Below are 26,082 nucleotides of genomic sequence, written 5' to 3' on the forward strand. Positions count from 1 at the left end.
CAGCGATTGCGCCTGATGTCTGCAGTGCACGGAGGGCAGTGATGAGCCATGTGATCGACCGACGCCTGAATGGCAAGAACAAGAGCACGGTAAACCGCCAGCGCTTCCTGCGGCGCTACCGCGACCACATCAAAAAGGCCGTGGAAGAAGCGGTCAGCCGCCGTTCCATTACCGATATGGAGCACGGCGAACAGATCAGCATCCCCGGTCGTGATATCGACGAGCCGGTATTGCACCACGGCCGTGGCGGGCGCCAGACCACCGTGCACCCCGGCAACCGTGAATTCACCACCGGTGAGAAGATTGCCCGCCCACAAGGCGGTGGCAGTGGCCAGGGCGCCGGCAAAGCAAGCAACTCCGGCGAAGGCATGGATGAGTTCGTCTTCCAGATCACTCAGGAGGAATTCCTCGACTTTATGTTCGAGGACCTGGAACTGCCCAATTTGATCAAACGCCACCTGACCGGCAGCGACACCTTCAAGAGCGTGCGCGCGGGTATCAGCAATGAAGGCAACCCGTCACGCATCAATATCGTGCGCACCCTGCGCTCAGCCCACGCCAGGCGCATCGCCCTGTCCGGCAGCAGCCGCAACAAACTCAAGAGCGCCCAGGCCGAACTGGAACGCCTGAAGCTGGAACAGCCGGACAACCTCGGCGATATCCAGGCGCTTGAAGAAGAAGTCAGCAAACTGCGCGCGCGGATCAAGCGCGTGCCCTTCCTCGACACCTTCGACCTCAAGTACAACCTGCTGGTCAAACAACCCAACCCCAGCTCCAAGGCCGTGATGTTCTGCCTGATGGATGTGTCCGGGTCGATGACGCAGTCGACCAAGGACATCGCCAAACGCTTCTTTATCCTTCTGTACCTGTTTCTCAAGCGCAATTACGACAAGATCGAGGTGGTGTTTATTCGTCACCACACCAGCGCCAAGGAAGTGGATGAGGAGGAATTCTTCTACTCACGCGAAACCGGCGGCACCATCGTCTCCAGCGCGCTCAAGTTGATGCAGGAGATCATGGCTGAGCGCTACCCGATTAACGAATGGAATATCTACGCCGCCCAGGCGTCGGATGGCGACAACTGGAATGATGACTCGCCGATCTGCAGGGATATATTGATCAAGCAGATCATGCCGTTCGTGCAGTACTTCACCTACGTTGAGATCACCCCGCGCGAGCATCAGGCGCTGTGGTTCGAATACGAGCAGGTCAGCGAAGCCTTCGCCGACACCTTCGCCCAGCAGCAGCTGGTATCGGCCGGCGACATCTACCCGGTATTCCGCGACCTGTTCCAGCGGAGGCTAGCCACATGAGCACGAACAAAGATAAGCGCCGTCAGCCGATTTCTACCGGCTCGGAGTGGACCTTCGAGCTGATCCGCCAGTACGACCGTGAAATCAGTCGACTCGCCGAACGCTATGCCCTGGACACCTACCCCAACCAGATCGAGGTGATCACCGCCGAGCAGATGATGGACGCCTACGCCTCGGTCGGCATGCCGCTGGGCTATCACCACTGGTCCTACGGCAAGCACTTCCTCAGCACCGAAAAGGGCTACAAGCGCGGGCAGATGGGCTTGGCCTACGAGATCGTGATCAACTCCGACCCGTGCATCGCTTACCTGATGGAAGAAAACACCATCTGCATGCAGGCCCTGGTAATTGCCCACGCCTGCTACGGCCATAACAGCTTCTTCAAGGGCAACTACCTGTTCCGCACCTGGACCGACGCCAGTTCGATCATCGACTACCTGGTGTTTGCCAAGCAGTACATCATGCAATGTGAAGAGCGTTATGGCATTGACGCGGTGGAAGACCTGCTCGACTCCTGTCATGCCCTGATGAACTACGGTGTCGACCGGTACAAACGCCCCTACCCGATTTCCGCCGAGGAAGAACGGCGGCGCATGAAGGACCGCGAAGAACACCTGCAGAAGCAGATCAACGACCTCTGGCGCACCATCCCGAAAAACGCCAGCAAGGGCGGTGACAAGGACAACAAGCGCTTCCCCGCCGAGCCGCAGGAAAACATCCTGTACTTTCTGGAAAAGCACGCGCCGCTGCTGGAGCCCTGGCAGCGCGAGATCATCCGCATCGTGCGCAAGATCGCCCAGTACTTCTACCCGCAGCGCCAGACCCAGGTGATGAACGAAGGCTGGGCGACCTTCTGGCACTACACCCTGATGAACGACCTGTATGACGAAGGCCTGGTGACTGAAGGTTTTATGATGGAGTTCCTGCAGTCGCACACCAGCGTGGTCTACCAGCCGCCGTTCGACAGCCCCTACTACAGCGGCATCAACCCCTATGCCCTGGGCTTTGCCATGTACCGCGACATCCGCCGCATCTGCGAAGATCCGACGGAAGAGGATCGCCGCTGGTTCCCGGAGATTGCCGGCAGCGACTGGCTAAGTTCCCTGAAATTCGCCATGAACAGCTTCAAGGACGAAAGCTTTATCCTGCAGTACCTTTCGCCCAAGGTGATCCGCGACCTCAAGCTGTTCAGCATTCTCGATGATGATCAGAAAGACGAACTGGTTGTGCCGGCGATCCACGACGAACCCGGCTACCAGGCCATTCGCGAAACACTGGCCGCGCAATACAATCTGGGCAACCGCGAGCCCAACGTGCAGATCTGGAGCATCGACCGCCGCGGCGACCGCTCGCTGACCCTGCGCCACCAGCAGCACGATCGCAAACCGCTGGGCAGCTCCACCGAGGAGGTGCTGAAACACCTGCATCGCCTGTGGGGTTTCAATATCCATCTGGAGATGTACCAGGGCGAACAACTGATCGGCACCCAGCATGTACCGCCCAAGCATGAAACCGAACATGACAGCGACTACCCACGCCTCGACCTGATGATCCCGCCCATTTGATCGGTTGCGCGCCCAGGATGCCAAGCACCAGCATGCGCAGCAGACCAACCGGGAATCTGCCGATGCGCCTGTTTATCGTATTACTACTGTGCCTGGCACTGGCCACCTGCAGCAGCCAACTGCCCCGCGCCCAGGTACTGACACCCGCCAGCGCCGAACTGACGGGCAAACGCAGCTTCAGCCTGATCGCCGCCGAACAGGCCGTAGAAGGCGACGTCCCCTTTGCCGAGCGCTATGCGCAACTTGAACAGTTGCTGCGCGCGGGCTTGAGCGCCCGTGGTTACCAAGCCAGTCCGCAGGCGCAGATTCAGGTGTATTACTGGCTGGCCGTGCAGGACAGTCCGCTGGACTTCAAGGTCGAGGCCGCCCCACCCACCCCGCTCGGCCCTTACCAGGCGATCCACCGCCTGCGCGATGAAACCGGCACCCTGCGCATCCGCCTGACAACCCCGGAACAGCACATCCTCTGGGAAGGCTTGGTCAACACCGGCCTGAGCCCCGCCAAAGACAGCGCCGAACTACTCGAGCGCGCCACCCAAGCACTCTTGCAGCAAATTCCCCTAGCCAGCCCGTAACCCGGATGCAATCTGGGAACACGCTGGCCCCTCAGAACTGCATCCAGGCTACCCCTCGTCAGCGCCCAGCCGCTATTCTCCGCACTTAGCGGAGGAACCATGATGCAGATTTACAAAGTCGGCGGCGCAGTACGTGATCGCCTGTTAGGTCGTGAAGTCAGCGAGATCGACTGGGTAGTGGTCGGCGCCAGCGCCGAGCAAATGCTCGAATTGGGCTATCGCCCGGTGGGTGCTGACTTCCCGGTATTTCTGCATCCGCAGAGCGGCGAGGAATATGCCCTGGCCCGCACCGAGCGCAAAAGCGGACGCGGCTACGGCGGCTTTACCTTCTTTGCCAGCCCCGAAGTCACCCTGGAAGAAGACCTGATCCGCCGCGACCTGACCGTCAATGCCATGGCCGAGGACGATCACGGCACGCTGATCGATCCCTACGGTGGCCAGCGCGACCTCGAAGCCCGACTGCTGCGCCACGTCTCCCCGGCCTTCGCCGAAGACCCGCTGCGCGTACTGCGCGTCGCCCGCTTTGCCGCCCGCTATGCGCCACTGGGCTTCAGCGTAGCGCCTGAAACCATGGTGCTGATGCGCGAGCTGAGTGAGTCCGGTGAACTCAACGCACTGACAGCGGAACGTAGCTGGAAGGAAATCTCCCGCGCGCTGATGGAGCCGCGCCCCGATGTATTTATCCAGGTGCTGCGCGACTGCGGCGCCATGCGTGAACTGCTGCCCGAGGTCGACGCGCTGTTCGGCGTGCCACAACCCGCCGCCCATCATCCGGAGATCGACACCGGCGAACATGTACTCAGCGTGCTGCGCCAGTGCGCCGAACACCAGCAACCGCTTACCGTACGCTGGGCCTGTCTGTTGCACGATGTTGGCAAAGGTCTGACGCCGGAGGCCGAATGGCCCCGACATATCGCCCACGAACACACCGGGCTGAAGCTGATCCGCTCGATCAACCAGCGTTGCAAGGCACCCAAGGATTGCCAGGAACTGGCCTTGCAGGTTGGTGAATTCCACACCCACGGCCACCGCGCTCTGGAACTGAAGGCTTCGACCCTGCTCAAACTGCTACAGGGCTTCGACGTGTTCCGCCGCCCGCAACGCTTCGAAGAATTTATCGCGGCCTGTGAAATGGACGCCCGCGGCCGTCTCGGTCTGGAACAACGCACCTACCCGCAGGCTGAGTACTTGCGGGCCGCCATGCACGCCGCCCGTGCAGTGGCTGTGCAACCGCTGCTCAAGCGAGGCCTGCAAGGGGCCGAACTGGGCAACGCACTGCAGGAAGAACGCCTGCAGGCGCTTCAGCAATTTCGCCAGAACCGTCCTCAAGCGTAGCGTTACGCGCAGCACACTGATAGGCTGAAGGCCTTGCAGCACTAGGCCTCCAGCCATATTACGCATAAATTTTGACGCCAAAATATAAGCGTGTGAGCTTTACTTAAAAGAGCCTGCCTCGCCACGCGCCAACGCGCGTCGCCTCAGCGCCGAACAGGCCACGCCGGAGACCTATACCTTGTACCTGAATCGTCCAGTGTTTATGCGCGCCAACCGAAAAGCTCTCTGCTGCACCCTACTGGCACTCTTGCCAATGCTGGCCCGCGCCGAATCAAGCGATGCGGACAGCGCCACGCTGCGTGCCACTCAGGTTGCCCATGTGGTACACGGCATCCTCAGTTATGCGCGCTGGCCGCAGCAGCCAGAAGCGCTGCGTCTATGTGTGATTGCACCGACCGAATACGCCGACCTGCTGTGGCAGAACCACGAACTGGAATCCAGCCAGCCAGTACAGGCCAAGCGCCTGCTGGTCGACAGCCCGCTGCTGGCAACCGACTGCGAAGCCGTCTACCTCGGGGTGATCGAGGAGAGCCAGCGCGTAACCTTGTTCAGTCGCCTGGTTGGCAAACCGATTCTGACCATCAGCGAAACCAGCCAGGCCTGCAGCGAGGGCAGCCTGTTCTGCCTCGATATCAGCGATGATCATGTGGCGTTCAAGGTCAACCTCGATGCCGTCGCACGCAGTGGCATTCGCATTCACCCGAATGTACTACAGCTGGGTAAGCGCGCAGGACCGCATCAATGAACCGCAGAAAGCCCGAAATCAGCCAGCAGCGCCCAAGCCTGCGCCGCCTGCTGCATAACGCCCATCTGCGCGTCGCCCTGCTGGCCATGAGCCTGACCAGCCTGTCGCTGACCCTGGTCAGCCTGCTCGCGCTCAGCACCTACGCCAGCCATAACCTGCAACTGATCGCCCGCTCTCTGGCCTATACCCTGGAAGCCGCGGTGGTATTCAACGACCGCACCGCGGTGCGCGATGCCCTGGAACAGATCTGCAAGACCGAAGAAATCGCCCAGGTGGCGGTCTTCGATAAAGACGGCGAATTGCTCGCCAGCCTCGACGCCCCCAATAACACCGTACTCAACAGCGCCGAACAATCGATCGCCCGCCTGTTGCTGCCCGAGGAGGTGATTCAACCCATCACCTACCAGGGCCAACAGATCGGCGCACTGCATCTAAGCGGTCAAGGCACCACCCTGCTGCGCTTCCTGATCGGCGGCCTGCTTGGCCTGCTGGCTAGCCTGGCACTCAGTGCGCTGGGCGCCACCTATGGCTCCAAACGCATACAGCGGGCGATTACCCAACCGCTACGCAACCTGTCGCAGGTGGCGCACAACATTTCCGTGGAGCGCACCTTCAACCAGCGCGTGCCAGCTACCCATATCGCCGACCTCAACGAGCTGGCCGAAGACTTCAACGCCCTGCTCGATCAACTGGAATCCTGGCAGCATCAATTGGAACGCGAGAACGCCTCGCTGGCGCATCAGGCCAGCCACGATGCCTTGACCGGCCTGCCCAACCGCGCCTTCTTCGAATCCCGCCTGCTCGGCAGCATGCGCGAAGCCCGCGACAGCCAGACGCAAATGGCTGTGCTGTTTCTCGACAGTAACCGTTTCAAGGAAATCAACGATCAGCTCGGCCACGCCGCCGGCGATGCCGTGCTGATCGCCATTGCGCAGCGCCTGCGCGCCCAATTGCGTGAGGGCGACACCGTTGCGCGCCTGGGCGGCGACGAGTTTGCCGTGCTGCTCAAACCCATTCACCAGGAAGACGATGCCGTGCTGATCGCCGACAAGATCATCGACAGCATGCATCAGCCCATCGCACTGCCCGAAGGCGGCAGCATCACCACCTCGCTGAGCATCGGCATCGCCCTCTACCCGGAGCACGCCGACAACCCCGAAGCCCTGGTACACGAGGCGGACGTTGCCATGTACCACGCTAAGCGCAGCCAGGGCGGGCGAACCATGGCCAAAAGCCAGGACTCACTTACCAACTGAAAAGGAGCTTCATCTTGCGCAGCTTAATGCGTTTGATCTTTATCGGCGTGCTCGGCGCGGCACTGCTCATCAGCGGCTGCCAGAGCACACCCAAAGGCCTCAGTGCCGAGCAGGTGGCCTTGCTCAAAAGCCATGGCTTCCAGTGGACCGAAGATGGCTGGGAACTCGGCCTCTCCGGCAAAGTACTGTTCGATACCGACTCGGAAGTCGTCTCCAGCGCCAGCACCGCACAACTGACGCAAATCACCCAGGCACTGCTGGGCGTCGGCATTCAGCAGGTACGACTGGAAGGCCACACCGACAATGTCGGCCAGGCGGCTTATAACGAACAGCTGTCGCTGCGCCGCGCCAGGACAGTCGCGGCCGTAATGCAAAGCGCGGGAATGGATGCTCGATTGATCACAGCATACGGCATGGGCCAGAGCAAACCGATCGCCGACAACAACACCGCCGAAGGGCGCAGCGAAAATCGCCGCGTGGCGATTATCGTCAGCACGCCTTGATCAGTGCCCGGCCGGGTACTCGGTGCACAGAGCAGCCGGCGTCAGCTGTTGCTCGCGCCAGCTGAATGCCACCGGCCACAGCTGCTGGTCAATCTGCGCTAACTGCCAGAGCTCGGCAAAACTGCGCTGCTGCGCCGGGTGCAGAACATCCGGTACCAACAAGGCAAGCGGCCAGAGGACGAAGGCGTTCTTGAGGATTTCTGCACGCGGCAGGATCAAGCCGTCGAAGTTGCCGACCAGATCGCCATACAGCAGCACGTCGATATCCAGCGGCAATCCCTTACGCTCAGGCGCATAGCGGCCGTTGTCGGCTTCGATAAATTTCAGCCGTCGGTCCAGCTCACCCAGCGGCAGGTCGCTGTAGCCGGCCACCACCAGATTGAAGAACGGCCCGCTCTTGATGCCCACCGCCTGGCTTTCGAATACCGGCGAACAGCGCATCTCACTGAGCAGGCCAGCAAGCGCATCGAGGCCAGCACACAGGTGTGCTTCGCGGCCGATATTGCTGCCCAGACCGAGTAATACGGGAGTTAGCGACATCCGCGCTCGATCTCCACGCCCACCCCACCACTGGCCGCCGGCACCGCGCCGGGCTTGGTCAGCTTGAGCCGCACCCAGGGAATCTGGAACTCAGCTATCAGCAACTCGACCAACCGCTCGGCAAAGGTTTCCACCAGGATAAATTGCGACTCGCGGGCAAACGCCTGAATCCGCTGCGAGACCTTGGCGTAATCCAGTGCCTTGTCCAGCTCGTCACCGGCAGCAGCGGGACGGTTATCCCAACCCAGGTACAGGTCCAGACGCAAACACTGGCGAATGGTGCGCTCCCAGTCGTAGGCGCCAATCACCGTGTCGACTTCCAGACCCTCGATAAAAACTGTGTCCAAGCACGCTCTCCGTGGCACGACAAGGCTGCCGCACCTAGTTAGAATCAGGGCTCCCTTGCCCCGGAATGGATACCATGTTTTGGCTGTTGGCGTCCCTCGCCTACCTGCTCGGCTCGTTGTCCTTCGCCATTCTGCTCAGTCGCCTAAGCGGCGGGCCAGACCCGCGCGCCAGTGGTTCGGGCAACCCCGGCGCCACCAATATGTTCCGGGTCGCCGGCAAACGCCTGGCCATCCTCACGCTGATCGGCGACCTGCTCAAAGGCCTGCTGCCGGTACTGATCGCCAGCCTGCTCGACTTCAGCCTGCAGCAGCAGGCCTGGGTCGGCCTGGCAGCCGTTGTCGGCCACCTGTATCCGTTGTACTTCAACTTCCGTGGCGGCAAAGGTGTTGCCACGGCCGCCGGCATGCTCCTGGGCCTATACCCGCCGGCCGCCCTGCTGGCCGTTGCCGCCTGGTTACTGACGTTTGTCCTGACCCGCACCAGTTCGCTGGCCGCGCTGATCGCCACACCGCTGACCCTGCCATTGCTGGCCTGGCAACAACCCGACGCACTGCTTCCCGTCTGCGCACTGACCGGGCTGATCGTCTGGCGCCATCGCGGCAATTTACGCGATCTGTTCGCCGGCCGTGAGCGGCATTTCTAAATCGAACGAGTGGATCCGGCCGGCTTACAGCGCCGGCAGTTGTTCCATAGGCCAACGCGCCTGCACCTTGATGCTAAAATCCTCATGCTGCCCCGCCAGCAAACGCTGGCAGCCGGCATAGGCAATCATCGCGCCGTTATCGGTGCAGAACGCCGGACGGGCGTAGAACACGCCGCCCTTCAACTCAGCGAGCATCTTTTCCAGCGACTGACGCAGCGCCTGGTTGGCACTCACCCCACCGGCGATCACCAGGTTATTCAACCCGGTTTGCTTGAGTGCGCGCTTGCATTTAATGGTGAGGGTATCGACCACCGCCTGCTGGAACGCCAGGGCGATGTCGCAACGGGTCTGCTCAGAGTTGTCGCCCGCAGCCTGGCACTGCTGCCAGGTGTTCAGGGTAAAGGTCTTCAGGCCGCTAAAGCTGAACTCCAGCCCAGGGCGATCGGTCATCGGCCGCGGAAACTTGAAGCGCCCCGGCGTGCCTTTCAGCGCTAAGCGGGCAATCTCGGGACCACCTGGGTACTGCAAGCCCATCAGTTTGGCAGTCTTGTCGAATGCCTCGCCCGCCGCATCATCCAGAGACTCACCAAGCAGCTGGTACTGACCGATGCCATCGACGCGAACCAGCTGGGTATGCCCGCCCGACACCAACAAAGCGACGAACGGGAAAGCCGGTGGTTGCTCCTCCAGCATCGGCGCCAGCAGGTGGCCTTCCATATGATGCACACCGAGCGCCGGAATGTCCCAGGCAAAGGCCAGCGCCTGCGCACAGGACGCTCCCACCAGCAGCGCGCCAACCAGGCCAGGACCGGCGGTGTAGGCGATGGCGTCGATGTCAGTCGCAACGCAGTCGGCCTCGCTCAACACCTGACGGATCAACGGCAGCATGCGCTTGACGTGATCGCGGGAGGCCAGTTCCGGTACTACGCCGCCATACACACGGTGCAGATCAATCTGACTGAACAACGCATCGGCCAGCAGGCCACCCTCGCTGTCGTAAAGCGCGACACCGGTTTCGTCGCAGGAGGTTTCCAATCCCAGAACCAGCATGGGCAGTGCCTTGTAGTAGTGTGTGCAACTTCGAAGGCGCGCATGATAATGGCCGCTGACGCGAGCCGGCCAGCGCTTTTCGATCAGAGGCTTTGCATTCCGCGCGATGAGGCGGTAACATCCGCAACCCTTAAAAACCTACGTTCTCCAGCGCCATTTGCCAGGAGCAACGTTACCCCCCGGTAATAAAGAAGGTACGCCCTGGATGCCAGCCGTCAAAGTTAAAGAGAACGAACCCTTCGACGTAGCTCTGCGTCGTTTCAAGCGCTCCTGCGAAAAAGCCGGTGTTCTGGCTGAAGTTCGCAGCCGTGAATTCTACGAAAAGCCGACTTCCGAGCGTAAGCGTAAAGCAGCAGCTGCTGTTAAGCGTCACGCCAAGAAAGTGCAGCGCGAGCAGCGCCGCAGCGTTCGCCTGTACTAAGCTCCACGGCTTTCGCCTGGACGATTAGCTACAAGCAGCGCCTGACACCCGGCTTCGGCCGGGTTTCGCTTTTAGACTCCGCGCCACCTTCGGGTGACGATCGGAGTCTTTTAGTTTTTGCCCCGACCTGTTCTGCCTCGGCGCATGACAGTATTCTGAGTGCCTATGGCCGGCCTGATCCCACAGTCGTTTATCGATGACCTGCTCAACCGCACCGACATCGTCGACGTGGTCGCCTCGCGCATCCAGCTGAAAAAAGCCGGCAAAAACTACACCGCCTGCTGCCCCTTCCATAAAGAAAAAACCCCTTCGTTCAGCGTCAGCCCGGACAAACAGTTCTATTACTGCTTTGGCTGCGGGGCCGGCGGCAACGCCCTGGGTTTTGTCATGGACCACGACCAGCTGGATTTCCCCCAGGCCATCGAGGACCTGGCCAAGCGCGCCGGCATGGAAGTGCCGCGCGAGGAAGGCGGACGTAACAACAAGCCGCGCCAGCCCACCGACTCACCGCTTTACCCGCTGCTGACTGCCGCCGCCGAGTTCTACAAGCAGGCATTGAAAAACCATCCGCAACGCAAAGCCGCGATTGAGTACCTCAAAGGCCGCGGCCTGTCCGGCGAGATCGCCCGCGACTTCGGCATGGGCTTCGCCCCGCCCGGCTGGGATAACCTGCTCAAGCACCTGGCCAGCGACAGCCTGCAGCAAAAGGCCATGATCGACGCCGGCCTGCTGGTGGAAAACGCCGAAAGTGGCAAGCGCTACGACCGCTTCCGCGACCGCATCATGTTCCCCATCCGCGACAGCCGTGGCCGGGTAATCGCCTTCGGCGGGCGAGTACTGGGCGACGAAAAGCCAAAATACCTGAACTCCCCGGAAACCCCGGTGTTCCACAAGAGCCAGGAGCTCTACGGACTGTTCGAGGCACGCAAGCACAACCGCGACCTTGACGAAATCATGGTGGTTGAGGGCTACATGGACGTCATCGCCCTAGCCCAACAAGGCCTGCGTAACGCTGTGGCAACTCTTGGCACCGCCACCAGCGAAGAGCACCTCAAACGCCTGTTTCGCGTAGTGCCGAGCGTATTGTTCTGCTTCGATGGCGACGCCGCCGGTCGCAACGCCGCCTGGCGCGCACTGGAGGCAACCCTGTCGAGCCTGCAGGACGGCCGACGTGCACGCTTTCTATTTCTGCCCGACGGCGAAGATCCGGACACCCTGGTACGCAGCGAAGGCACCGACGCCTTCCGCGCCCGGATCAACCAGCACGCGCAACCACTGGCCGACTATTTCTTCCAGCAACTCACTGAAGAAGCCGACCCCAGATCCCTGGAGGGCAAGGCGCATCTGATGACCCTGGCCGCGCCGTTGATCGACAAGATCCCCGGCAACAACCTGCGCGCCCTGATGCGCCAGCGCCTGAGCGAAATCACCGGCCTGTCCGGCGAAGCCCTGCAACAGATGGCTCCCGCCGTACGCACTAGCCAACCGAGCCAGAGCAGCGCACCGCCCAGCGACTACCCGGATTACCCCGAGATTCCCGACAACGCCTATTACGATGTCGAACCGAGCCGCAACGAATACGAAAACCCCAGCCCCGCGCCAGAGTTTGAACGCAACAAAGGCAAGGGCAGCTGGAAGAAAGACGGCGGCAAGTGGAGCAAGAAGGGCCAGGGCGAATTCGCGCCACGCGCACCGCGCACCGCCGTCAGCGTCGAATCGCCACACCTGAGCGCGCTGCGCACCCTGCTGCACCACCCGCAACTGGCGCAGAAGATCGAAGATGTCAGCCACTTCGCCGCCGAAGACGATACATACGCCCAATTACTGGTCGCCCTGCTTGGCGCCCTGCAGAAGAGCCCCAACCTGCGCTCACTGCAACTGATCGCACGCTGGCACGGCACCGAACAGGGCCGTCTATTGCGCGCCCTGGCAGAAAAGGAATGGTTGATTTCAGCCGACAACCTTGAACAACAGTTTTTCGACACTATAACTAGTTTAGTAGCCCGCCAACGCGAGCGCAGCCTGGAACATTTGCTGCGCAAAGCCCGTCAAAGCGAGTTGAGCGCAGAAGAGAAAGATCAGCTGCGCAGCTTGCTGAGCCGTAATGCATCACCGGTAATCCCGAGTCCAACTGGCGCTTAGGGGTGTTACTCGGGTATAATCCGCGGCTTGTTTTTTGCCCGCCAAGACCTTCAGTGGATAGGGTGTTATGTCCGGAAAAGCGCAACAGCAGTCTCGTATCAAAGAGTTGATCACCCTGGGTCGTGAGCAGAAGTATCTGACTTACGCAGAGGTCAACGACCACCTACCGGAAGATATTTCTGATCCGGAGCAGGTGGAAGACATCATCCGCATGATCAACGACATGGGGATCCCCGTACACGAGAGTGCTCCGGATGCGGACGCCCTTATGTTGGCCGACGCCGATACCGACGAGGCAGCTGCTGAAGAAGCAGCTGCCGCGCTGGCAGCGGTAGAGACCGATATCGGCCGCACGACGGACCCTGTGCGCATGTACATGCGTGAAATGGGCACCGTGGAATTGCTGACCCGCGAAGGCGAGATCGAAATCGCCAAACGCATTGAGGAAGGCATCCGTGAAGTGATGGGCGCTATTGCCCATTTCCCCGGCACTGTCGACAGCATTCTGGCCGAGTACAACCGTGTGACCACCGATGGTGGCCGCCTGGTTGAGGTTCTCAGCGGCTATATCGACCCGGATGACGGCATTGTTCCCGCTGAAGCCGCGGCGCCTGTCCCAGTTAAAGACGGCGACGCTGCCGAAGAAACTGACGACGACGACGCCGAAGCCAGCGATGACGAGGAAGAAGAAGGCGACGGCGGTCCGGATCCTGAAGAGGCCCTGCGCCGCTTCACCGCGATCGGTGACGCCCTGGAGCTCGCCAAGAAAGCTCTGAAAAAGCACGGCCGCAACAGTAAGCAAGGCACTGCCGCGCTGAAAGAAATGGCCGAGCTGTTCATGCCAATCAAGCTCGTACCTAAACAGTACGATGCATTGGTTGTGCGTGTACGCAGCTCTCTGGAGCGCCTACGCGCTCAGGAACGCGCCATCATGCAACTCTGCGTACGTGATGCACGTATGCCGCGCGCCGATTTCCTGCGCCTGTTCCCAGGCAATGAAATCGACGCCGAATGGTCTGCTGGCCTGGCCAAAGGCAAAGCCAAGTACGCCGAAGCCATTGGCAACCTGCAAGGCGACATCCAGCGCTGCCAGCAGAAGCTGTCCGCCCTGGAAGCCGAGTGCGAGCTGACCCTGGCTGAAATCAAGGACATCAACCGTCGCATGTCGATCGGCGAGGCCAAGGCCCGTCGCGCGAAGAAAGAGATGGTTGAAGCGAACTTGCGTCTGGTGATCTCCATCGCCAAGAAGTACACCAACCGTGGCCTGCAGTTCCTCGACCTGATCCAGGAAGGCAACATCGGCCTGATGAAGGCGGTGGACAAGTTCGAATACCGTCGCGGTTACAAGTTCTCGACCTACGCCACCTGGTGGATCCGCCAGGCGATCACTCGCTCAATCGCCGACCAGGCGCGCACCATCCGTATCCCGGTGCACATGATCGAGACGATCAACAAGCTCAACCGTATTTCCCGGCAGATGCTGCAGGAAATGGGTCGCGAACCGACCCCGGAAGAGCTGGGTGAACGCATGGAGATGCCTGAGGACAAGATCCGCAAGGTACTCAAGATCGCTAAAGAGCCGATCTCCATGGAAACCCCGATCGGTGACGACGAAGACTCCCATCTGGGCGACTTCATCGAAGACTCGACCATGCAGTCGCCAATCGATGTGGCCACTGTTGAGAGCCTCAAAGAAGCCACTCGCGAAGTCCTCTCCGGCCTCACCGCGCGTGAAGCCAAGGTGCTGCGTATGCGCTTCGGCATCGACATGAATACCGACCACACCCTTGAGGAAGTCGGTAAGCAGTTCGATGTAACCCGCGAGCGGATTCGTCAGATCGAAGCCAAGGCGTTACGCAAGCTGCGCCACCCGACGAGAAGCGAGCACCTGCGCTCCTTCCTCGACGAGTAACACCAGAACCCCCGGCCCTGCCGGGGGTTTTGCATTCTGGGCAACTACCAAGGCCTGCCTGGCGGGTCTACACTTTTCCCAATTGCCCAGCGAACGAGTCAGCTCATGCCGCGTGTTGCAGCCACCCTCCTGTTGTGTCTGGCGTGCTGGGCCATGCCCGCGCTCAGCCTTGAGCTGACGCCCGCCGAGCAAACATGGCTGGCCGAGCATCCGCAACTGAGTCTGGGCGTTGACCGCGACTGGCACCCTTACGAATTTATCGATGACGACGGCCTCTACCAGGGCCTTGCCGCCGACTATGTAAGGCTGATCGAAGAGCGCCTGTCGATCAGCCTGCGTCCGGCCCCCGCACAAAACTGGCGCCAAGTACTGGCCGATGCCAGAACCGGCAAGCTGCACCTGCTGCCCAGCCTGATGGCCACCCCCGAACGCCAGCAGTACTTGACGTTCACCCGCCCCTACCTCGACTTCCCGATTGTTATTCTCAGCCAGGAACAAGGCCCACAACCGCGCAGACTGCGCGAACTGCAGGGGCTGCGAGTTGCCGTGGTTGACAGCTACGCCACCCACGAACTGCTGCGCGACAAACACCCCGAGCTGCGCCTCTGGCCGCGCCCCAGCGTGGCCGCCGCCCTGCAGGTATTGGCCTCTGGGCAAGCCGACGCGATGGTCGGGGACCTTGCCTCCAGCGTCTGGCATCTGCGCCAGCTCAAGCTCGATGGCATTGTCATCAGCGGCCAGACGCCCTATCGCTACCAACTGGCCATGGCCGTGCCCAAGGACCAAGCCATCCTGGCCGGCATTCTCGACAAGCTGTTGAGCGAACTCACCCCGAGCGAGATTGCAGAAATCCAGCAGCGCTGGGTGGGCGACCCGCTTGACGAGCGTCCGTTCTGGCGCAGCCTGCTGCTGTTTGGCCTGCCTGGGTTGTTGGCAGCCCTGCTGATCATCTTCAGCATCCTGCGCATCAATCACCGCCTGCGCAGTGAGATGCACAACCGCGCCCTATTGGAAGGCGAATTGCGCAATAGCGAGCAGCACTACCGCGGCCTGGTGGAAAGCCTCAACGCGGTTGCCTGGCAGATGGATCCCAGCGACTTCCGCTACACCTATGTCGCCCCCCAGGCGGAGCGCCTGCTTGGCTATCCGCCGCAGGACTGGCTGCAACCTGGCTTTATCGAACGCATCCTGCACCCCGACGACGCGCATCGCACCCTCGACTACTGCCGCAGCGAAACTCAGGCGGGCCGCGACCACAGCCTGGATTACCGCATGCTCGCCGCCGACGGCCGCGAGGTCTGGGTACGCGACATTGTCACACTGTCGTCGCAGGATGGCGGCCCGATGCTGCGCGGCCTGCTGATCGACATCACCGAAACCAAGCGCACCGAACAGGCCCTGGCCCTGTCAGAGCAGAAATTCGCCTCGGTATTCCACAACTGCCCGGACATCATCGCCCTGCTCAACCTGCAGGACGGCCGCCTGCTGGCGGTCAACAACACCTTCGAGCAACAGTTCGGCATCAGCGCCGCCGAAGCCATCGGCCACACCAGCTCGGAGCTGAACCTGTGGATCGAACAAGGCATCGGCCCACGCATTCTGGAAATGCTGCGCAAGGGTAATGCGCACAACATCGAAGGCACATTCCGCCGCCGCGACGGCAGCCAGTTCACCGCACTGATTTCCGCACAACGTGTCAGCCTGGACGACAGCAGCACCCTGGTCGTAGCGGTACGTGACGTCAGCGAGCTGAAAGACACCCAGCAGCGCCTCAAGCTGTCCGAAGACAAATTCGCCAAGGCCTTCCACGCCTCTCCCGACGGTCTATTGATCACCCGCCTGAGCGATGGTCAGCTGCTGGACGTCAACGAAGGCTTCAGCCGCATCACCGGCTACAGCATCAATGAGGCAACCGACAGCTCCACCCTGCAGCTGGGCATCTGGGCCGACCCGGACGACCGCACCCGCATGTTCGAGCACGTGCAAAAGCACGGTTCAGTGCGCGACTTCCGTGCCCTTATTCGCACCCGCAACGGCTCACTGCGCACTTGCGAGATGTCGGTGCAACCGATCCCCATCGAAGGCGATACCTGCATGCTGACCATCGCGCGCGACATTACCGAACGCGAGCAGATGCAGGAAAACCTCAAGCAAGCTGCCACCGTCTTCGAAAGCACTGCCGAAGGCGTGATGATCACCGACCTGCAGCAGCGCATCACCGCGGTCAATCGTGCTTTCACCACCATCACCGGCTACAGCGAAGCCGAAGCCCTCGGCCAGTCGCCGCGCCTGCTCGCCTCCGGCAACCACGACAGCGCGTTCTACGCCGCCATGTGGCACAACCTCAGCGCCTCCGGGCACTGGCAAGGCGAGATCTGGAACAAGCGCAAAAACGGCGAACTCTACCCGGAATGGCTGACCATCAGCGCCGTGCGCGACAGCGACCAGCAGATCACCCACTTTGTCGGCGTATTTGCCGATATCAGCTCGCTCAAGCACGCCCAGGCCAGCCTCGATCACCAGGCCCATCACGACCCACTCACCGGCCTGCCCAACCGCATGCTGTTCGAAGCCCGCCTGCGCGCCGCCCTCGAAGATGCACACATCGACAAACGCATGGGCGCCGTACTGTTTATCGACCTGGACCGCTTCAAACACATCAACGACAGCCTCGGCCACCCGGTCGGCGACGAACTGCTGAAGAGCATTGCCGAACGTCTGAAGGCCCACCTGCGCGATATCGACACCGTGGCCCGCCTCGGCGGTGATGAATTCATCATCCTGCTGCCCGGCCTGCAACATGATGACGATGCCGAGCTGGTGGCGCACAAGCTGCTCGACTGCTTCAGCCTGCCCTTCCGGTTCGACGAACAGGAGCTGTTTATCAGCGCCAGCATCGGCATCAGCCGCTACCCGGATGACGGCGATGATGTCGCCACCCTGGTGAAAAATGCCGACGCCGCCATGTACCGCTCCAAGGCGCGCGGGCGCAACCGCGTCGAGTTGTACACCCGCGACCTGACCTTCCAGGCCACCGAACGCATGGCCCTGGAGCGCGAACTGCGCCGCGCCATTGAGCTGGAACAGCTGCAGCTCTACTACCAACCCAAACGCAGCCTCAGCAGCAACCGCCTGATCGGCGCCGAAGCGCTGGTGCGTTGGCATCACCCGCTTTTCGGCGAAATCCCGCCGGATCGCTTTATTCCCCTGGCCGAAGAAACCGGCCTGATCATCGCCCTCGGCGACTGGGTACTGCGCCAGGCCTGTTGGCAAATGCAGCAATGGCAACAACAGCACGCCCCATTCGGCCCGCTGTCGGTCAACCTGACCGGCGTGCAACTGCGCCAGCCGCACCTGCTGGTACGCATTTCCAGCCTGCTGGAAGACCACAAGCTGGCGCCGGAACTGCTGCAACTGGAAATCACCGAAAGCTTCATCATGAACCAGGCCGAAGAAGCCCTGAACCTGCTACATCAACTGAAAAGCCTGGGTATTCAACTGGCTATCGACGACTTCGGCACCGGCTACTCCTCGCTCAGCTACCTCAAGCGCTTGCCGGTCGACACCCTGAAAATCGACCAATCCTTCGTGCGCGGCCTGCCCAATGACAGCAACGACGTCGCCATCGTGCGCGCCATCATCGCCCTGGGTCGCAGCATGCAACTGACGGTGATCGCCGAAGGGGTAGAGACCAAAGCCCAGGAACTGTTCCTCGCCGCCGAAGGCTGCGAGCAAATCCAGGGTTTCGTCATCAGCCGCGCCATCCATGCGGACGCCTTCGCACAAAACTTCCTCACCCCGCGCCATTCGGTTGGCGCTGCCGAGAAGGCACCGGTATAATCCGCCCGCCTCTGAGGGCCCATAGCTCAGTTGGTTAGAGCAGAGGACTCATAATCCTTTGGTCCACGGTTCGAGTCCGTGTGGGCCCACCACCTTAAAGCCGCGCACTGCGCGGCTTTTTCATGCCTGCAGAAAAGCACAGCGGCTCAATCTCCATACGGCCCGGCCTTCTTCCTCTGCCGTTCAATGTCGCACATGGCTCCTTTACGCCGACCATAAACTGTCGGCGGCCTAGCACTACGCGTGCACCGCTTAAGTTCTTCACAAGTTCAGTCGCAGCTACGTCATTCATGTTCGGTCGGCACCTAGAACCGCTCCGCGAAGCGCATTCCGGTTCCGACGTCACGAGCAATCAAGGAATGATCATGACGAGGCTCATGGAGATCGACGCACGCGTGGCTCATCGCGTAACCCAGGCTGCCATTTGGAGATTCTTGATGGCCAATGAAACGATCATGAAGCGGCGCTGCCAGCAGGTTATTCAAAGCCCGCATGACGCTGAAGATGCGCTTAGCGAGCTAAGACTGCGTTTGTTTCACCTACTAGAAAAAGAGCCTGAGCGTCTCAGCAACATCCATAACGTACCGGCATGGCTACGCCGAGTAACGCACAATCACTGCATCGATCGATTACGCCAAACCTTACCCACCTGCAACATCGACTGGATCGACAACGCCCTGTTTGACGAAACCCAGCTGCACCCTGCACAGGGCAGCCCAGAACATACTGCTTGTCTGCACGAAGCTCTGGAAGCGCTGAGCGCGGCTATACAGCGGCTGCCCGAACCACTGAGCGAAGCACTGGAGCAGCGCTGCATCGGTGGAGTTGAGTATGGCGACATGGCGGCGGTACTCGCGATCAGCGAGCCCAACGCACGTAAACGTGTACAGCTCGCACGACAGCAGTTGCGTGGCTGGCTGTGCCCGTTCGATATGCAGGGAGGTGACCTATGACATCCCAAACAACCACCGTGCTGAAGCACTGCGAGGTCGGTCTACTTGAGGTTTCTTGGCGCTGGCTGCGTAGTGATGACGGCCCCCGTCTAGAGGGTTACGTCAACGCCGAAGATGATGGTTTAGGCTTTAGCCTTAGCCAAAGCAATGCACAAGCAGGCTTTCTATTGAAAGTACCGAGCGGCACTCAGTCGCTGGCCTTAAGCCTACTGCAACAAGGTTCTAAGGAGTGGCTGTTCAGTGCGAGCTATATCGCGGCTGATGCTTTTATACAAAGCGGCTGGGGGCCACTACTAACCTTGCCGGGCAACCAAATGGTGCCTCCGCGTAACGGCGAGTTACAAGTACCCACACCGTGGCAAGGTCAGTGGTCTCTCTGGCAACACGGTAGCGCCTCGCCTGTCATTGACATCACACTGAAAGCACCGGGCATGCGGTTGGATACAGCCAGTCTAAGCGGGAGCAGCACCGAATGGGCGACAAATCTGCCAGCCCCTTTCAGCCGTTCTGAGTGTGCTTACCGGCTCGATATCGGCCGCGACGGCGCTTACCATTGCTCGGCCAACTTGCCGCTCTTGCCCGGCAGCTTTATCACACAGCAGCTGGACAGCTGGCCACCCACCGCACCACCAACGCCCACGCCCACGCCGCCTGCAGAGGCAATGCAGCAGCCTGACGAAAATCAGGTGAGTGGCCTAGCGCCATTTCGGCAGCTGGGCTTTCTCACCCTGCTGGTACCGCCAGCGGCTGACACGCAAGCTCCCGCACTACTGCGACTACTAGCGTTGGCCAACACCTCGAGCTTTTATCAACAGCTACTCAGCACCGCAGATGAACACTCACTGGAATCCTTACAACAATTAGCCAATGCCTTTTTCACCAACCAGGCCCCGTGGGAAGGCCAGTTCGTCGCAGATTTAGACACCTTGCCAGCACCTTTCGCATGCCTGGCCAGCCCTGAAGCCGATGCCGTACTGGTACAACCACTGAGCAGTCGTGATGCGCTGATCGCCGCCTTGACCCAGCTGTTCGGCATGCCGCCAGACGATGTGCTCAACCAGCCCGCTTTCGCCATACAGTGGCAGCGTTTGGCCAACAGTTATCTGAGCCTGCTGGTACTGGACTACAGCCAGTCCCCAACGCTCAATGACCTGCTACGTGGTTTGCGCGTACTGGCCCTGGTGCAAGGGCTAACCACAGCACCGCAGGCCTTGCTAACTGGTGCGCAGATTAGCGCGGCCCAACACGCGCAAGCTCAACTGCCCACGCCTGTGTTCCCACTCCCCCAAGGCCAAACGATGCAAGCCCCACCGGGATTGCTGCTGGGGGCAGGGCAACTCTACCAATTCGCCGAACGCATCTGCGGCTATGCCTTGGGCTCAATTGCCGAAGCGATCAACCTGTTGCCGGGGGAGCAGCTCGGTAAACGCGTCAGCCGCCAAACCAGCCTGAGCGAACGGCAGCACGACGCCACGCAAGTGCACGCCGAGCAACAGCAGCACAGCACGACGCAGCAACAGCTCTTGGATCAGCCGCAACTGGTCACCCGCACTCAATTTAATGACCTGGCCGAGCAGTATGGTGCAGATGGGCTCAGCGTAACCGTCAACGGTAACTATCTGGTCGCCCCCGGCACACTCGATGGCTCTGATTTTCAACCGGTACAGCAGGCGCGTACTGAGGTTCAGCAGCTGTTCGAGCGCGCGCTCAGCCAAACCCAGCACACGCTGCGCACGCGGCGCGAACGGCTGTTACGCAGCGCATGGAAAAGTAGCAGCTGGCAGCGACTAAATAATCTAGGCGAGCAGGCCCGACGGGGCTTTTATCATTGGCTTGTAGAACAGCGTGACGCGCGCTTGCGTGATCTTGGGCCACGCCTGCTGTTCCACTGGACACTAGATAACCCAGGCCAAGTATTGCTCACGGCCCTCAACGCCCAATACGGGCAGCGCCAAACCATTCCTGTACCGCCCTGGGTGACAACAGATACTGTGCCGGGCGTGAGCAGCCCCGCCGAGCTCAACCAGCAGAGCTATCTGGCGCTGGCGCAACGCTACAATTTGCAGCGTCTACTCACCGCCCCGCAGAAAACCCTGCGCATCAGCCAAGACTTGAGCAGCACACCACCGAAGACCTGCGGCACCTTAACGATTCCACCGGGCTATCAGTCCAACAGCCTGCAGTTTGCCGCCGCCAGCGGCAGCACTGGCAGCCTATTGATTGCCGGCAAGGCGCTGACGCTGGATACACCACAGCCGGTCGAGCTCATCGGTTTGAGTGGCGAGGTTCCCTTCACGCTGGTCACAGCCAACGACGCGCTAGCCATCAGCCTGCAACTCACCTGCAGCGCACAGCATTACGCGGTGCAACGGACGGACTGGCAAACGCAGGCTTATAACCAACTACTCGAAGCCTACCAAGAAGCGCTGGTCGAACTGGCCATCACCTTGCAACGCTTCTGCGCCGAGCAACCCGGCGGCGTTGCTGGCTGCTTGGTTAACCGGCTACAAGGCAGCATTCTGCAGGCAGTACAGAGCCATTACCCGGACAGCCACGACCTGAACCTGCGCCGCGCGCAACAACTGCAGCCTTGGCTGTGCCGCGCCCTGCCGTGGCAGCAGGCCATATTGGCTTACGCCAGCGCTACACAACCGGCGGACTGGCTGCCATTGCACAGCGAGCCGAATCGTCCGCAGGCCAGTATCGCGCTGCTGCAGGCGGCGCAATTGCGCATGACCTTAGCGCTCGACAACACCAGCGCCGCACGGTTGTTCTACTTACTGCGCAGCGGTGGCCGGCTATGGCTGGGCGACGACACGCAGGTGCCGGTATTTGCCGAGGACGCTGCCCTCTACAACCTCTGGCAAGACCTGCACACGCAGCCGCCAGCGCAAGATCAATGCTGGCGCTTCAACGTGGAAACCTGTCATCGCTATCTCGCCGAACAGTTGGAGCTGCAATCATCATGCTCAGCACCTTAACGCCCGGCCCCGCCTCGTGGGTACCACCCAGCACACTGCCAGTCGGCAGCGTGATCAGTTATGCCGCGCCAACGGGCTTAGACCAGCCCACCAATGCCACTTATCCACCACCCGCACTGGCGGCATACGCACTGCACCTAGCCCGACTCGGCTGGCTGCTCTGCGACGGCAGGCGTGTTGCCGTGGCGCGTTACCCACGACTATTTCGCGCAATTGGTTACCTCTACGGCCAGGCGCTGGACCAACAAGGGCAGGTGCAAGCAGGCTTCTTTCTGCTACCGGACTACCGTGGCCGAGTGCTACGTGGTGTCAACGGCGCAGCCACCGACCCCATTGGCCCGAACGGTGCCGAGCAACAGCGTGACCCCGATGCTGACAAGCGCCCCGCGCAAGAAGCCGGTGGCTGGGCAGGCAACGCGGTAGGTTCAGTGCAATACGACGCCCTGCAAACGCACGTACACAGTTATCAAAAGGCCGGCTCAGCGTTGCAAGTTGCCCAGCAAGGCGGCCAAGGCTCAAGCCAAAACCAAACACAGGACAGTTCAGCGCCACAGAGCCCCACCGGCGAGCCCGCACTTGTGCGCCTAAGCGAGGAAAGTCGCGGCAAAAATCAATACGTGCACTTTCTCATCCGCGCAATTTAAGCCCCGTCACTGTCCACATTCGGCATGTCACCCGCCGTCTATAACGCCTCCAGCACTTAAGCCATACACACCTGGTGCTCATCGCCCTCTACCGAGGGCCCCTCATTCCGCCCCACCACACACGAGCCCCACTAATAAGGGCGCACTACACCGCTGAATAGCAGCTTGCGGCAGAAGTGCGCCCGACAAAGCCTTCTACAACTCAATAAAGGCCACTAAAACATCGCAATCGGGTAAGCCGAGTTAACCACCCACTGACCGCCGATGAGATTCAAGTAACCACCCACGGTAAAAGGCTGCCCGCCTGCCCCCGTGCAATAGCCTGGCGCATCTAGGCTGGGTGCTGAAGGACCGCTAAACGGATTATTCGGCCCCGCCGGGGCAGCGCTATAAGGGTGCATATAGGCATAGCGAATCGACGCCACTACCTCCTGCTGGCTACAGCTGTCCGGATAGAAGGTCGAGGGACCTGCTTTAAGCACCCAAGCATTAGTGGCTACATTGAATACCCGCACGCCATTGCCAACATAACGATACGGCGCGGGATGATTGTTGCCCGGTGGCACGATAAAACGCTGCCCCGCGGTAATTTGCGCAGCGACTGGCGAGCCTGGTCGTGTGCCCAACAGTGCATCGTGGCCGTTTGGCCGGGAGTGGTAGCCAACGGCATTGCCGCCAGCATTGATCTCGCCACAAAAGATGTGTCGTTGATTCAGTTGTGGGTTGATCCGGCTGTTGGCTATCGGCGCATTGCCGACTTGGATCGGCACAGGGTTAACCCCTGGCGCACCAGCGGAGCAATTAATTTGCGCCGCAGCTGACACGCTGAACATTACTGCGGCTACGCCGAGGGGGAAGGTAGGAAACATGTGCATGGTTAGACTCCTTTCTGATGTAAGGGACGGCTGTCCCTTCCTCCAGACGGAGTACCGCAAGCTTTGTGAATCCCCCCGTGCAAAGCGCCAAACGGATGGTTCACCTGCAACATGCGATATGCGTGCATTGCCTAGGGGCTACGGCCCCTCAAGCGTAAAAACGCTACACAAGAATCAAGCGGTTAAAACCGTGCAGGGCGGCTTAGCGCCTACCCTGCACACTATCTCTACATTTGCGGATAAGCGGTGTTCACAATCCAGTTGCCGCCAATCGAATTGAGATAACCCTGCACCTGCAATAGAGAACCGTCGTTACTGGTGCAGTAAAGCGGCGCGCCAGCATTGGGCGCAGAGGGCCCATGAAACGGCGCGCTAGCGACTTGCGGGTCTTGGCTGTAGGCATAACCGATCGAGGCCACCACCTGCGCCTGAGTGCAATGATCAGGAAAAAACGTCGAGAAATTCGGCTGTTTGTTAAACCAGGCGCCTAGCACCTGACGCACCTGAATGCCTACGCCTCGATACACATCCGGATAGTGAGCGGATTGCGCAACGGCTCCGGTCACTCGCGCAGCGAGCACCGCCGGAGCCAAAATTGGGTCATGCCCCCCAGGCCGTGAGTGATAACCCGTTGCGGTGTTATTGGCCCTCAGCTCTCCACAGAACACGTGACGCTGGTTGATGTAGGGGTTGAGATTGCTGTTAGCTGCACCGGGGTTGAGCAGCACATTGGCCACAGCGGCAGAACCATTGACACAGTCGATCTGCGCAAACGCAGACACACTGAACAGTAGTACCAGCAGACCGGCAGGGAATAGCTTGAGCTTGCGATTGTTCATGATGAGCATCCTTTCTGGTAAGCGGGGATTAGCCCCCGCAGGCCAGACGGCACTCATCACCTTCCTGTGAAGTGCACTGCGTTTTTCACAAGCGCCGCTCTACCTCGTCAATGCAGCAAGCCCCAGCAGTTCAGCTGCGGCTGCAATCGGAACAAAAGGAGATTGACCATGACCGTATTCAACGTGAACTTCGCTGTCGACGATATGGAAGGCAAGACTGTATTGGTCTTCCTCAAGCCTCAGCGACCACAGCGGGATTACAAAATTCATGCATGGCAGGTATTAACGGGTTCGGCCGGTGCAACCGAGTCGTTCGACTATCAAGCAGTGATTGAAACCGATGTCACCACGCTCGGGGACAAACCGGGCAATACCATTGTCTCGGGGCGCCGCACTATTTCTCCGGGGGAGCTAATCCAAGCAGTTAGCCCAAGTGGCTTGTCGCCGTTTCTCGAAGCTGCGCCAACCTCACTGGCGCAGGACAAGCTAACCCCGCAGCAATGTGGGGTGATCAACAAGACCAATCCGTTTATCCAGCTCGACAGCAATTGGTATGTTAATGGCCGCCCCGTAGTCACCATGCCCAAGGTGGATGCACGCATGACGGTCAGCTTCGAATACCTGCCTCACTTCTACTTCATGGTCGCGACACCGCCCATGGTCGGAGAGACCTACATCGTGCAGAACTTCTCTGACATGACGCAGTACATCGCGCCCATCACGGCCACCGAAGTGGATGTCACCCTGACCCGCAACAACGGCCTGTGGAACTTCGACTTCCTCGCCAGCTAAACCAAGCACGCGACGGCACTGACACTGCCGTCGCGTGTCTGATTATTCCTCGCAGTCAATAGGCGCTCGCGCGAGCGCTGCTGACCAGGCCCTTCATATTTAACCCCGCCGCTGAACCCAAATAATGCATGGCAACAGTGGAAGTCATCGTCGATTCCAAACTCTTCTCCTGGGGGCAATCCATGCACCAGGTAACGCGGGCTATACGCTCAAGCAGCTTCTCAAGGACGTATTCGGCGGCATCGTATTCAGCCGAACCCATGACCAGGAAGGACTCTCATATGCTGCGGAAACTATTTTTTGCCCTCTGTTTAACGCTACCGCTTGCTGGCTGCGAAGCAGGTATCTTTGCCAACACGCTGGCGGGCTGTGCCATGCAGCCCGAGCCCACGCTACTTCCCGAGGGCCTACCAATAGCTATAGCGGGCAGGCCCTATAGCGTGCGACTCGAAGTGATCAACACCTCGACGCCCGTTCATGGCATCTATGTGAGTGATGCCCACGCCCTGCCTGAAGGGCTTTGGGTCGAACACCAAGACCGCGACTCGCATGGCCTTATCACCGGTACACCGCTCAAGGCCGGCACCTATGAAGTGCACATGTCCGCTGGTACGTACGGCACCCAATGTACTGGGCGTAGAGCAAGCCGAGTCTATAACCTTGTGGTCACCGAATAAGCGTTGCACCGATGGTGGGTTACGCTGCAGGCCGAGTGGGGTGATGCCTGGCAATCGCCAGATGCGGCTAACCCACCCTACGAAGGCGGCTTGCAGCAGGCCATGAGCATTACCCAAACAAAAAGCCGCGCAC

At 60.4% G+C, this 26,082-nt stretch carries 22 protein-coding genes and 1 tRNA gene; 18 read left to right on the forward strand and 5 right to left on the reverse strand.

Annotated elements, in window-relative coordinates; genetic code table 11:
* Positions 1-41: 41 nt before the first annotated feature.
* The 7 genes from ACIN8IBEIGE_RS11165 to ACIN8IBEIGE_RS11195 all read left to right on the forward strand — a co-directional run bounded on the left by ACIN8IBEIGE_RS11165 (position 42) and on the right by ACIN8IBEIGE_RS11195 (position 7,292).
* Positions 42-1,313 carry a YeaH/YhbH family protein gene (locus ACIN8IBEIGE_RS11165; RefSeq protein WP_160014680.1) on the forward strand — a complete coding sequence of 424 codons (1,272 nt, stop codon included), beginning with the start codon at positions 42-44 and terminating at the stop codon, positions 1,311-1,313.
* Positions 1,310-2,878, forward strand: a complete 1,569-nt coding sequence (locus tag ACIN8IBEIGE_RS11170) for a SpoVR family protein (RefSeq protein ID WP_160014681.1) — start codon at positions 1,310-1,312, stop codon at positions 2,876-2,878. Before ACIN8IBEIGE_RS11165 ends, ACIN8IBEIGE_RS11170 begins: the two co-directional genes overlap by 4 nt.
* Before the next feature lie 62 nt (positions 2,879-2,940).
* Positions 2,941-3,453, forward strand: a complete 513-nt coding sequence (locus ACIN8IBEIGE_RS11175) for a DUF4136 domain-containing protein (RefSeq protein WP_090377530.1) — start codon at positions 2,941-2,943, stop codon at positions 3,451-3,453.
* 102 nt (positions 3,454-3,555) lie between these two features.
* Positions 3,556-4,788, forward strand: coding sequence for a multifunctional CCA addition/repair protein (locus ACIN8IBEIGE_RS11180; protein ID WP_160016366.1), 1,233 nt, complete (start codon positions 3,556-3,558; stop codon positions 4,786-4,788).
* 202 nt (positions 4,789-4,990) lie between these two features.
* Positions 4,991-5,533 carry a YfiR family protein gene (locus ACIN8IBEIGE_RS11185; protein ID WP_160016367.1) on the forward strand — a complete coding sequence of 181 codons (543 nt, stop codon included), beginning with the start codon at positions 4,991-4,993 and terminating at the stop codon, positions 5,531-5,533.
* Positions 5,530-6,789, forward strand: coding sequence for a diguanylate cyclase domain-containing protein (locus tag ACIN8IBEIGE_RS11190; protein ID WP_160014682.1), 1,260 nt, complete (start codon positions 5,530-5,532; stop codon positions 6,787-6,789). Before ACIN8IBEIGE_RS11185 ends, ACIN8IBEIGE_RS11190 begins: the two co-directional genes overlap by 4 nt.
* Positions 6,790-6,815: 26 nt before the next feature.
* On the forward strand, positions 6,816-7,292 hold the full coding sequence (locus ACIN8IBEIGE_RS11195) for an OmpA family protein (RefSeq protein WP_160016368.1): 477 nt from the start codon (positions 6,816-6,818) through the stop codon (positions 7,290-7,292).
* On the opposite strand, the gene folK is transcribed toward ACIN8IBEIGE_RS11195, so the two are convergent.
* Positions 7,293-7,832, reverse strand: coding sequence for a 2-amino-4-hydroxy-6-hydroxymethyldihydropteridine diphosphokinase (gene folK, locus ACIN8IBEIGE_RS11200; protein ID WP_160014683.1), 540 nt, complete (start codon positions 7,830-7,832; stop codon positions 7,293-7,295).
* Complete coding sequence (gene folB, locus ACIN8IBEIGE_RS11205; RefSeq protein ID WP_160014684.1) at positions 7,823-8,179, reverse strand: dihydroneopterin aldolase; 357 nt, start codon at positions 8,177-8,179, stop codon at positions 7,823-7,825. The genes folK and folB overlap by 10 nt, the downstream gene beginning before the upstream one ends.
* Positions 8,180-8,253: 74 nt before the next feature.
* Between folB and plsY the strand changes: the two genes are divergently transcribed.
* Positions 8,254-8,823 (forward strand): glycerol-3-phosphate 1-O-acyltransferase PlsY, encoded by a 570-nt coding sequence (gene plsY, locus ACIN8IBEIGE_RS11210; RefSeq protein WP_160014685.1) that lies wholly within the window; start codon positions 8,254-8,256, stop codon positions 8,821-8,823.
* Positions 8,824-8,847: 24 nt separating this feature from the next.
* On the opposite strand, the gene tsaD is transcribed toward plsY, so the two are convergent.
* Positions 8,848-9,873 carry a tRNA (adenosine(37)-N6)-threonylcarbamoyltransferase complex transferase subunit TsaD gene (gene tsaD, locus ACIN8IBEIGE_RS11215; protein ID WP_160014686.1) on the reverse strand — a complete coding sequence of 342 codons (1,026 nt, stop codon included), beginning with the start codon at positions 9,871-9,873 and terminating at the stop codon, positions 8,848-8,850.
* A gap of 205 nt (positions 9,874-10,078) precedes the next feature.
* Between tsaD and rpsU the strand changes: the two genes are divergently transcribed.
* The 8 genes from rpsU (at position 10,079) to ACIN8IBEIGE_RS11255 (ending at position 22,766) form a co-directional block, all read left to right on the forward strand.
* Positions 10,079-10,294, forward strand: coding sequence for a 30S ribosomal protein S21 (rpsU, locus tag ACIN8IBEIGE_RS11220; protein ID WP_003296736.1), 216 nt, complete (start codon positions 10,079-10,081; stop codon positions 10,292-10,294).
* Positions 10,295-10,459: 165 nt separating this feature from the next.
* Positions 10,460-12,436 carry a DNA primase gene (gene dnaG / locus ACIN8IBEIGE_RS11225; protein WP_160014687.1) on the forward strand — a complete coding sequence of 659 codons (1,977 nt, stop codon included), beginning with the start codon at positions 10,460-10,462 and terminating at the stop codon, positions 12,434-12,436.
* Positions 12,437-12,503: 67 nt separating this feature from the next.
* Entirely contained in the window at positions 12,504-14,348 is a 1,845-nt protein-coding gene (gene rpoD / locus ACIN8IBEIGE_RS11230; RefSeq protein WP_160014688.1) for an RNA polymerase sigma factor RpoD, read from the forward strand.
* Positions 14,349-14,453: 105 nt separating this feature from the next.
* Positions 14,454-18,188, forward strand: a complete 3,735-nt coding sequence (locus ACIN8IBEIGE_RS11235) for a bifunctional diguanylate cyclase/phosphodiesterase (protein WP_160014689.1) — start codon at positions 14,454-14,456, stop codon at positions 18,186-18,188.
* A gap of 15 nt (positions 18,189-18,203) precedes the next feature.
* Positions 18,204-18,280: transfer RNA gene (locus tag ACIN8IBEIGE_RS11240), tRNA-Ile, on the forward strand.
* Between the two features lie 345 nt (positions 18,281-18,625).
* Positions 18,626-19,141 carry an RNA polymerase sigma factor gene (locus tag ACIN8IBEIGE_RS11245; protein WP_160014690.1) on the forward strand — a complete coding sequence of 172 codons (516 nt, stop codon included), beginning with the start codon at positions 18,626-18,628 and terminating at the stop codon, positions 19,139-19,141.
* Positions 19,142-19,803: 662 nt separating this feature from the next.
* Entirely contained in the window at positions 19,804-22,122 is a 2,319-nt protein-coding gene (locus tag ACIN8IBEIGE_RS11250; protein WP_160014691.1) for a hypothetical protein, read from the forward strand.
* The gene (locus tag ACIN8IBEIGE_RS11255) at positions 22,107-22,766 is read left to right on the forward strand and encodes a phage tail protein (RefSeq protein WP_160014692.1); all 660 of its coding nucleotides are present in this window, start codon (positions 22,107-22,109) and stop codon (positions 22,764-22,766) included. Before ACIN8IBEIGE_RS11250 ends, ACIN8IBEIGE_RS11255 begins: the two co-directional genes overlap by 16 nt.
* 215 nt (positions 22,767-22,981) lie before the next feature.
* On the opposite strand, the gene ACIN8IBEIGE_RS11260 is transcribed toward ACIN8IBEIGE_RS11255, so the two are convergent.
* Both ACIN8IBEIGE_RS11260 and ACIN8IBEIGE_RS11265 read right to left on the reverse strand, forming a co-directional pair.
* Positions 22,982-23,641 carry an EndoU domain-containing protein gene (locus ACIN8IBEIGE_RS11260; protein ID WP_160014693.1) on the reverse strand — a complete coding sequence of 220 codons (660 nt, stop codon included), beginning with the start codon at positions 23,639-23,641 and terminating at the stop codon, positions 22,982-22,984.
* A gap of 227 nt (positions 23,642-23,868) precedes the next feature.
* Positions 23,869-24,537: an EndoU domain-containing protein gene (locus tag ACIN8IBEIGE_RS11265; RefSeq protein WP_160014694.1), complete on the reverse strand. Its 669-nt coding sequence runs from the start codon at positions 24,535-24,537 to the stop codon at positions 23,869-23,871.
* Positions 24,538-24,648: 111 nt separating this feature from the next.
* Here ACIN8IBEIGE_RS11265 and ACIN8IBEIGE_RS11270 point away from each other — a divergent pair, with 111 nt between their 5' ends.
* Positions 24,649-25,272, forward strand: a complete 624-nt coding sequence (locus ACIN8IBEIGE_RS11270; protein ID WP_160014695.1) for a hypothetical protein — start codon at positions 24,649-24,651, stop codon at positions 25,270-25,272.
* A gap of 281 nt (positions 25,273-25,553) precedes the next feature.
* Positions 25,554-25,949 (forward strand): putative Ig domain-containing protein, encoded by a 396-nt coding sequence (locus ACIN8IBEIGE_RS11275; protein WP_160014696.1) that lies wholly within the window; start codon positions 25,554-25,556, stop codon positions 25,947-25,949.
* Positions 25,950-26,082 lie beyond the last annotated feature (133 nt).

The sequence above is a fragment of the Pseudomonas sp. 8BK genome (genome assembly GCF_902506475.1).
Classification (GTDB): Bacteria; Pseudomonadota; Gammaproteobacteria; order Pseudomonadales; family Pseudomonadaceae; genus Aquipseudomonas; species Aquipseudomonas anguilliseptica.